The sequence below is a fragment of the Myroides sp. C15-4 genome, from assembly GCF_050522745.1.
GTDB lineage: Bacteria > Bacteroidota > Bacteroidia > Flavobacteriales > Flavobacteriaceae > Flavobacterium.
On the sequence record NZ_JBMVQX010000019.1, the window covers coordinates 56412 to 66009 of the forward strand.

Here is a 9598-nt window from a genome sequence, read left to right on the forward strand (position 1 = left end):
TCCCCTAATAAGGGGAAGTTTTCTTTTCTAAGACTTCCTCATACCCAAAGAATTCCTTTATATTTGCATTATGTTATTTTCAGAAATCGTTGGTCAAAACCACATCAAAAACCACCTAGTACAAAGTGCTGCATCTGGTCGAATCCCGCATGCCCAATTGTTTATTGGACAGGAGGGTACAGGAACTCTTGCTATGGCAATTGCCTATGCGCAATACCTTCTTTGTCGCAATACAGGTGGAGAAAACACAGGTGGAAATGAAAGTTGTAATATCAAATTTAATGGGTTGATGCATCCCGACCTCCACTTTGTTTATCCTGTAGCCACAACAACGGAAGTAACCAAACATCCAACCAGTGATAAATTCGCTGAAGCTTGGCGAGTTTTTATCAAAAACAATCCCTATGGCAGTTTATTTGATTGGTACAATCACATAGATATACAAAATAAGCAAGGCCAAATTGGCGTGGATGAAGCAGGAGAAATCCTCAAAAAATTAGCGCTGAAATCCTATGAAGGAGGGTATAAAATCATGATTATTTGGATGGCTGATAAACTCAATACAGAAGCGTCCAATAAGATTTTAAAAATTTTAGAAGAACCCCCTGCCAAGACGATTTTTATTTTAATTGCCGAAAATGAAACCTCCATCCTCCAGACGATTCTGTCGCGTTGTCAATTGTTGCGTTTTACTGCATTAAACAGTGTTGAAATCGAACAAGCCCTAGTCAATCAAGGATGTGACAAACAACAAGCTGCTTTACTTGCACGTCAGGCACAAGGCAATTACAACAAAGCCTTGCAATTGAAGAGCAATGCAGCAGATTCTTCGGATTTTGAACAAAAATTTGTCACTTGGGTAAGAGCAGCCTTTCGCGCAAAAGGCAATGCTACAGTGATCAAAGATTTAGTAGATTGGAGTGAAGATTTGGCTACTTTAGGACGAGAACAACAAAAGCAATTTTTAGAATTTTGTATTGAGTTGTTTCGCCAAGCCTTGTTGCACAACTACCAATCGGCTAATTTGGTTTACTACCAAACGACTGTTGATCGATTTAAACTAGAAAACTTTGCTCCATTTGTCAATGGTGCTAATATTGACGAAATATTCGAAGAGCTGTCCAATGCGATTTATCACATTGAACGCAATGGAAACAGCAAAATGATTTTTACAGATCTCTCGATTAAGCTAACGCGTTTAATTCATAAAAAATAGCGAAACTAATCTGTTTCGCTATCGGTTATTGTACGTTGATATAATTTCAATTCCTCCCAGGTAAATTCGTTCGCTGAGGCCGCTTTAATGTCGGAAAGAGACTTGCCCTCATGTTGCGTAAATACCTCGCTTAAACGGTTTATTTTAGCTTGATCTAGCACCTCGTGCAATTCAATTTTGCCATCGCTAATCAATTTGGCTAAATGAGAAAAAATAGTCGTTGGCGTTAATTTGCGCTCCGCTGCAATTGCATCTACACGCAAGCCTTCCATCCACAATTCATGAGTAAGCACAAAAGTGCTTTTCTTTTTCTCCTTTTTCTCCTTATCCCTTGATTTAAGATCTTCTATTAAATCATAATCATCCTGTAAATCCAGTCGATTCGTGCGCAATAAAGAGGCTATATGGGTTAGGTGATTGATGCGGTACTCGCCTACCTCCAAACTGCGAAGGTTTTCTTTGGTAATGCGCTCCTTTTTAATCACTAAATCCACCAATTGCTTGGTTTTCTTCAGATCTAAAACTGCTTTAATGGTTTGATCTTCTAATTCTTCTAGTTCTGTGAAGAACGTTTTCATTTGTCGCTTTCCACGCACTTGAGCCATTGTAAATAACAGCTCGAACACCACGTGATCCAACGAAGGAAAAAAGTACGCATACGCTTTATCCACGCGTTCTTTGACAAAGTGAATATCCACGGGTTGTTGGTAAAAAATATGCTTTAACTGCTTGGTAAATTTAGCAGCTAATAGCACGAGTTCTTCTAAGGTTTGCACAATCTTTACTGTCCAATTCTTATAATCACTATTCTTGCTTTTATCCTGCTCTTGCCCATAAGAATACAAATGATTGCGCCAATTTTGACTCAAAGTCTGCCACGAAAAGGCTTCAATCAATTTTTCCTCTAAAAAAAGAAGCGTTTGTCTGTGTACTTCTTGGGCCAAGGTTTCTTTGTCTGCTTTATTTTTTGCGTATTGCATCACATCGTAGTCGTTCTTTAATCCATTCATTTGAATGGGCGATAAAAGAACCAATCCCTGAAGCGATTTTAATCTCGACAAGGCGACATAGGCCTGACCAGGTAAAAACACCCTAGAAACGTCTAAAATGGCTTTTTCGAAAGTTAAACCTTGACTCTTGTGCACTGTAATGGCCCAAGCCAACTTTAAGGGATAATGCGTAAAGGTTCCCAACAGCTCTTCTTCTATTTCTTTTGTGTTGGGATTAACTTTATAGCGAATGTTTTGCCACTCATAACGCTCTACTTCGATCACTTCATTTTCTTCCGGAAACTTCACAAAAATCTCACTAGCACTTAATTTGTGAATGACCCCCATCTTGCCATTGTAGTATTTCTTTTCGAAAGACAGATCATTTTTTACAAAAATAACCTGAGCGCCCACTTTTAAGTGTAGTTGATTTTCAATGGGATAAATATTTGTAGGAAAATCGCTGACTACTTCCGCTTGATACGTATGCGCTTTTGCTTCTAAGGCTTCGAGGGAGTCGGAGTTAATGGTATCAGCTTTGGCATTGTGGGTCGTTAAGGTAATATACCCTTGCACTTTATTTTGATCAAAGGTAGGATTTACGTACTGATTAAGTACTTGTAAATCCATGGGTGTAATCGTATTATTTCGCAAATTATTCAAAATCTGAATAAAGGCATCATCGGATTGTCTATACACTTTATCCAATTCAATATACAAGGGTGGATTAGTTTGAATAACCATAGAATGAAAGAAATACGAACCGTCATAATACCTTCTCAAGACCTCCAACTCTTCATTTTTTACTACGGGTGGTAGTTGTAATAAATCACCGATAAAAAGCAATTGAACACCTCCAAAGGGTTGGCTATTGCGTCGAATTGTTTGCAACATAAAATCCATAGCATCCAATACATCTGCTCGCAACATACTTACTTCATCCACGATGAGCAATTCCAAATTTCGAAATAGCGATCGACGCATATTATTCATGCGAAAATGTTTCTTGATCGACACGCGATTTTCAAATTTTACGTATTCACTAAATATAGGTGGATTTACTGCATCAGGTATAAAAGCAGCCAAGGGAAAATGAAAAAAAGAATGGATGGTAACCCCTCCAGCATTCAACGCGGCTATCCCCGTTGGAGCCACAATAACCGTGTTTTTATGCGTGCTATTGACAATTTCTTTCAACAGCGTGGTTTTCCCCGTTCCAGCCTTTCCAGTTAAAAAAATGGACTGCTTGGTCTCGTTGATAAACTGTAAAACATATTGGGCTTCGCTAGAAAAATTTTCCATTTTTTGAGGTAAGATAAAACTTAAATTGGTTTAAAAATAAAAATAGCCCTAAGAATTCTTAGGACTATTTGAATAATATACGTAATTAAATATTCTTATTTTTCTTCTTTTGTTGCAGGCGTTTCTACTTTCTTATCATCTACTGTTGAAGCAGCTGAAGAACCTTGATATTTTGTATTTAATTCTTTGATGATAGCTTCTGTGATATTATACTCTTCTTTTCCGTAAATAACTGTCGAAGCTTCTTCTGTATTGAATACGTAGTCTAAACTCTTTTTCTTTGCATAATCAGCAATGTGAGTTTTTACTTTTTTCACAACAGAATCCATTTCTTTTGAACTTGCTGCTTGTAATTCTTGAAACATTGATTGTTGTTTCATTTGAATTTGTTGCTCTTTGCGTTGTAACTCCCCACTCTTTTGTTGAGCCCAAGCTTGTCCTTTTTGTGCTGCGTTATTTTGGAAATTTTGAACCTCTTTTTGAAATTGTGCAATTTCTCCTTCTAGCTCTTTTCCTTTTTCCTCAGATTTAATTTTGTATTTCGATTCAATATCTTTTACCTCTTGATATTCTGTCATTAATTTAGAAGAATCTATATACGCAGTTTTAAATTCTGTTGCAGCAGAGTTTGTATTGTTGTTACAAGAAAATAACAATCCAGCTAAGCCTAATACGAAAATACCTTTTTTCATTTTTGATTTTTTTTAAAACATGTAAAATTAAAAAAACTTTTAATGTTTACTACATTATTTCTATTTATATCTTTCGATAAATAATACTTATCAATAAAATTATAATGATAAATAAAAACTATTAAAACTAACTTTAATAGCTTCTTTTACCTCCCTGATCTTTTTTTCGACATACAAAGATCTGCATTGCATTAAGAAAATTGCTTAAAACGCTTTAAAATCATTTTTTTTGCATGCTGAACCAATTTTATTGCGTTTTGGACAAGCAATAGATTAAAGACGAGTATTCCATCGAATTACGCGCTTCAACATTGGAGCGTAAACCAACAAATAAAGCTTTACCCCAATTTCGCTTTCCCGTTTTATATTGTTCTGATAAAAGGGAGACATAAAAACTATCAAACAACATCGGATGTAATTCGTCAACCTTAAAATCAAAAAGCGAAAAAATACGTTGAATAGCCGTTTGTGAAAAATGCCATAGGTGTCGCGGAACATCAAAAGCTGCCCAATGCTCTTTGTAATAGATTGCATCATAGGATTTGTAATTGGGTACAGCTACAATTAATTTTCCTTCTGGTTTTAATAAACGACTCAATTCAATAATTTGCTCCTCTAAATTGGGAACGTGCTCCAAGACATGCCAAAGGGTAATAACATCAAAAGAATGAGCTTTTAGTTCGCTCAATTGATTGACCATCGTAATTCCCTTCTCCTTAGCTAAAGCATGTGCCTTATCATTGGGCTCAAATCCCGTAGTTATCCAACCACTCTTTTTAGCTTCTACCAAAAAATCACCTGTACCACATCCTATATCTAAAAGCGTCCCAACGGTATTGTTTTGTTTGAAAAGCAAATCAACCTTTTTGCGCAGCGCAATGCGTTTTACTCCTTGATAGATTCGCTCAAAAAAATTGCGTTTACCATCCGTATGCGAAATATAATTTTCACTTTGATAGTAATTACCTAAGGTATCTATTGACGGAACTGGATCTGTTAGCAGTAAATCATAAGCGCGATTATAGAACAAAGTAAATACTTCTTTGGACACCGTATAATCTTGTACCGTTAAAAATTTTTCATCTTTAGTAAAATTCAATTCTTCCATTTGATCTATACGTTTTAATCTACACTGCTTGTTTCTATTTTTCGATTGGTCCTAAAAACACCTTTCAAATTTAAAATTTATTCCAACAAAAACACCCTTATTCACGAATCAATATTTTGAAAAAAGAAAGCTATTTTTTGTTTTGAACACTTGTTTTTTTTATGCGTCAATTCTTTTCTTTTTTTTTTAGCGCAAAAAGTTTGTTCTTCTTTTCAATTTTACCACCTTTTTTTTTCAACTCAAAAAAGAAAACGAGGGCTTCTTTTGATCTAAAAAGTTTAAAAAATCAGAGTAAAATTAATGCTAAAGTTCACACACTTTTTTTCTCTATATTCTACGCATTGCTTCTGTTATTTTTCTTCTCGATTCTTTTTAAAAAAATCTTTTTTTAACGCACTATAATTTCGGTTCATCAACATACAACTCTTTTTATTTTTTGATTCTCCATTTTAAAAAATTATTGCTTAACTTTTTTTCTTCATTTTATTTTTTCAAAAAAATGGAAATAAAAAATCTTCTTTTTTTGGCGCTTGATTTAAAATTTTAAAAAAACACTTTTTACTTTTTTACTTTTTTGTTCTCCTCTATTTTTTTAAAAAAATACGCTCTTTTTATTCGCTAAAAATTCAGTAATTGCTGTTCCAATAGTTCCTCTTCTTTTTGAGCTAAAAATTCCTTTCTCCTTTTTTTTGCTTTTTTTTTTGCTTTTTTTATTCGCTATGAAAATTAAAAAAATCACATGTATATGTCTTTTTTAAGGCCCTTTTATTTTTATTTCTCTCCTCTTATTTATCGCTTTTCACTCAAGTTAAAAATCATATAACTGCTATTTAGGTTAGTGGCAAAATTCATTCTTTTCCCTTGCTTCTTTTTTCATCTTCTACTTACGTCTCTCTTTTTTCAACTCCTATTTTTATACTAAACCCAACTACATTTTCTTACTTCTCTCCAGGTTATCTCACCCTCTTTCAAGCTGTGGGAACCTTTTTATTTTCCTTCGATCTCTTTACCTATCTCTTACTACAAAAGGCTGTAAAAAGCCCCCAATACACATATTTTCACTTGATCCTTTACTTTAAACAAAGCTGTAAGGGGTTGAAAAGACGATGTTTAATTTGAACCTACTAAACAAAAAAATAAGGATTGTTCCACGTGGAACAATCCTTATTTTCTATTAGGCACTCGCTTCTATCTCCCCATGTGGATCAACAGAATCGAGATATCGGTTGGGGTTACCCCACTAATTCTCGACGCTTGTGAGATGGTAATTGGTCGTATCTTTTTGAACTTCTCGCGTGACTCAAACGAGAGGGATACAATCTTATCGTAATCAAAATTTTCAGGAATTTTGACATCCTCTAAGCGGGTTAACTTATCCGCATTATTCTTTTCCTTTTCGATATAACCCGAATATTTAACTTGAATTTCCGCTTGTTCAATCACCTCCTGATCGATGTTATTTTCGGCAATATACTCTCCTACTTTTTCAAATTTTAAGATGTCTTCTAACTCAATTTGAGGGCGAGAAAATACCTTAAACATCTTATCGGGTTGTGTCATTAAAGATGATCCTTTCGCCTCTAAAATTGGATTTGCTTCCTCAGTTTTGACACTGGTCTCTTTAAAAAATTGAACAAAATTATCCGATTCAATTCGCTTATATTCCATTCGTCTCATGCGTTCTTCTGATGCTAATCCGATCGAATACGCCATAGGTGTTAATCTAAAATCGGCATTATCTTGACGCAATAAAGTACGATATTCAGCACGAGAAGTAAACATACGATAGGGCTCTTCTGTTCCTTTTGTAATCAAATCATCAATCAAAACTCCGATATAAGCTTCATCTCTTCGCAAGATTAAAGGCTCTTTTTCATGCACTTTTAAGTGGGCATTTATACCAGCCATTAGCCCTTGAGAAGCTGCTTCTTCGTATCCGGTTGTACCATTAATTTGACCTGCAAAATACAACCCATCAACCAACTTTGTTTCTAACGTATGCTTTAACTGTGTTGGTGGAAAATAGTCGTATTCGATCGCATAACCTGGACGGAAAATTTTTGCATTTTCAAATCCAGCTACAGCACGTAAGGCTTTAAATTGAATATCTTCTGGTAAAGAAGTAGAGAATCCGTTCACGTAAATTTCGCAGGTATTCCACCCTTCTGGTTCCACAAAAATTTGGTGCCTTTCTTTATCTGCAAAGCGATTAATTTTATCTTCAATAGAAGGACAATAACGCGGACCCAAACTTTTAATACGGCCAGTAAACATCGGAGAACGATCAAAACCTTCGCGAAGTAGATCGTGTACTTCAGTCGAGGTATAGGTCATAAAACAGTCTCTTTGCTGCTTCAAAGGCGAGGTTACATCCAGATACGAAAACTTTGCTGGATTGATATCTCCTCCTTGCACTTCCATCTTACTATAATCTAAAGAGCGTCCATCAACACGTGGAGGTGTTCCAGTTTTCATACGACCCGCAGTAAAACCAAGCTTGACTAAATCTTCGGTAATACCGAAAGCAGCGCCCTCCCCTGCTCTACCTCCGCCAAACTGTTTCTCTCCAATATGGATCAAACCATTTAAGAAAGTACCATTGGTTAGGATCACCGTTTTCGCTTTTATTGTTAATCCCAAGCTGGTTAATACCCCTTCAATTTGATGATTTTTCACCAAGAGTGATTTCACCATATCCTGATAAAAATCCAAATTAGGCGTTCCTTCCAGCATTAATCGCCAAGTTTCTGAGAAACGCATACGGTCCGATTGAACACGTGGAGACCACATTGCAGGCCCTTTGGACTTGTTTAGCATTTTAAATTGAATCGCCGTTTGATCCGATACGATTCCTGAATACCCTCCTAAGGCATCAATTTCACGAACGATTTGTCCTTTAGCAATCCCACCCATAGCAGGATTACACGACATCTGGGCGATATTTTGTAAGCTCATGGTGATCAAAAGCGTTTTTGATCCCATATTAGCAGCAGCAGCCGCGGCCTCAGAACCAGCATGTCCTCCACCAACAACGATTACGTCATATCTATCTTGAAAAATACTCATTTTTGTAAAAATCTTTTCATTTTAGTGTTCCACGTGGAACATTTTAATCTTTTCATCCTCTTTTTTGCGCATTAATGCTTCATCAGCCTCACTTTTATCCTTAAATCCACAATAGTGAAGAATTCCATGCGCCATAACACGTAACAATTCTGTATGAAAATCAACCGAAAAATCAGCAGCATTTTCTTTTACACGCTCAATACTGATAAAAATATCACCACCAACTACTTGATTTTCAGTATAATCAAAACTAATTATATCCGTTAATGTATCGTGATCTAAATACTTTACATTGATCTCATGTAAGTACTCATCCGTGCAAAAAATATAGTTTATTTCCCCTACCAAAAAACCTTCAGAATCAATAATGGACGAAATCCAAGTCTCATATTCTGTTTCGCTTTGGAGTGAAAAATCCAATTCGTAATTAAAAGTTATCATATAAAATATAAATATTCGGCAAAGGTACGATGAAAATTAAAACAGTAATACGTTGAAATCTAAAAAGATTCACAAATAGAAAAGCGAAATACTACACCACAAAGCATCAAAATAAAGGTCAATCTACCTCCAACAATTACTAACTTCACAAGAAAAAGCGCAAAAGTTAGCTGTCACACGTTCATTTTTTGTTTAACCTAGGTGAAAAAGCCTTTAAAATCAAAAAAACGGCTACTTCTACCGCTCGTAGTTTGCGTATAGGTCGTGAGTGAAAAATAAAAATCCTATACGACAAATACAGCGTGTACAAGAACCAAAGATAAGAAAAAAAGCAAAAAATAGGGACCCTTCCAGCAATTTTAACAACAAAAACAAACGCTCTACTTTGACCCAATCGAACGTACTACACTTTTTAAATTTTTACGCCAACCCTGACAGCTCAAAAAACTAAGACCTGTCTTTGTCGTATAACTAAATAGAAAATCAAAAAATGAAAATACGCCAAGTACAAGATGTAAAAAGAAAAAACAACAACATCTACTACCTGCTTTCCTAAAAAAATAGAAAAAAAAGCTTGTCCTAATTTTGTGTATTTCGCAACAAAAAAAAAACTTTTTGTTTTAAACAAAATATAGAACATTGAAAAAATCCTTGAAAACCAATCAAACCCCCCCCCCTCTATTTGTTGTATTTCGAACACTGGAGCCACAATTATTTTTTACGCAAAATACAGGACGTTGAAATTCTAGTTTAAAAAACTATCACTCGAAAAATAACTCCCTCT

The 9598-nt window shown here is 35.3% G+C and carries 6 protein-coding genes; 1 reads left to right on the top strand and 5 read right to left on the bottom strand.

The window, feature by feature from the left end; translation table 11 throughout:
• The first annotated feature begins 70 nt into the window (after positions 1 to 70).
• Positions 71 to 1216 (top strand): ATP-binding protein, encoded by a 1146-nt coding sequence (locus ACPDHL_RS09890; RefSeq protein WP_430532604.1) that lies wholly within the window; start codon positions 71 to 73, stop codon positions 1214 to 1216.
• 5 nt (positions 1217 to 1221) lie between these two features.
• Here the strand turns inward: ACPDHL_RS09890 and ACPDHL_RS09895 are convergent, their stop codons facing one another.
• The 5 genes from ACPDHL_RS09895 to ybeY all read right to left on the bottom strand — a co-directional run bounded on the left by ACPDHL_RS09895 (position 1222) and on the right by ybeY (position 8814).
• Complete coding sequence (locus ACPDHL_RS09895) at positions 1222 to 3507, bottom strand: helix-turn-helix domain-containing protein (protein WP_430532605.1); 2286 nt, start codon at positions 3505 to 3507, stop codon at positions 1222 to 1224.
• Between the two features lie 95 nt (positions 3508 to 3602).
• A complete protein-coding gene (locus ACPDHL_RS09900) occupies positions 3603 to 4199 on the bottom strand; it encodes an OmpH family outer membrane protein (RefSeq protein ID WP_430532606.1) in 597 nt (198 codons plus the stop codon).
• 247 nt (positions 4200 to 4446) lie between these two features.
• Positions 4447 to 5298, bottom strand: a complete 852-nt coding sequence (locus tag ACPDHL_RS09905; protein WP_430532609.1) for a class I SAM-dependent methyltransferase — start codon at positions 5296 to 5298, stop codon at positions 4447 to 4449.
• A 1197-nt stretch (positions 5299 to 6495) separates the two neighbouring features.
• Positions 6496 to 8373, bottom strand: a complete 1878-nt coding sequence (gene mnmG, locus ACPDHL_RS09910; protein ID WP_430532607.1) for a tRNA uridine-5-carboxymethylaminomethyl(34) synthesis enzyme MnmG — start codon at positions 8371 to 8373, stop codon at positions 6496 to 6498.
• A gap of 21 nt (positions 8374 to 8394) precedes the next feature.
• Positions 8395 to 8814 (bottom strand): rRNA maturation RNase YbeY, encoded by a 420-nt coding sequence (ybeY, locus tag ACPDHL_RS09915; RefSeq protein WP_430532608.1) that lies wholly within the window; start codon positions 8812 to 8814, stop codon positions 8395 to 8397.
• Positions 8815 to 9598 lie beyond the last annotated feature (784 nt).

Coding starts and splice junctions, on each gene's coding strand:
- ACPDHL_RS09895 (WP_430532605.1), bottom strand. CDS start 3,507: ATGGAAAATTTTTCTAGCGAAGCCCAATATGTTTTACAGTTTATCAAC.
- ACPDHL_RS09890 (WP_430532604.1), top strand. CDS start 71: ATGTTATTTTCAGAAATCGTTGGTCAAAACCACATCAAAAACCACCTA.
- mnmG (WP_430532607.1), bottom strand. CDS start 8,373: ATGAGTATTTTTCAAGATAGATATGACGTAATCGTTGTTGGTGGAGGA.
- ybeY (WP_430532608.1), bottom strand. CDS start 8,814: ATGATAACTTTTAATTACGAATTGGATTTTTCACTCCAAAGCGAAACA.
- ACPDHL_RS09900 (WP_430532606.1), bottom strand. CDS start 4,199: ATGAAAAAAGGTATTTTCGTATTAGGCTTAGCTGGATTGTTATTTTCT.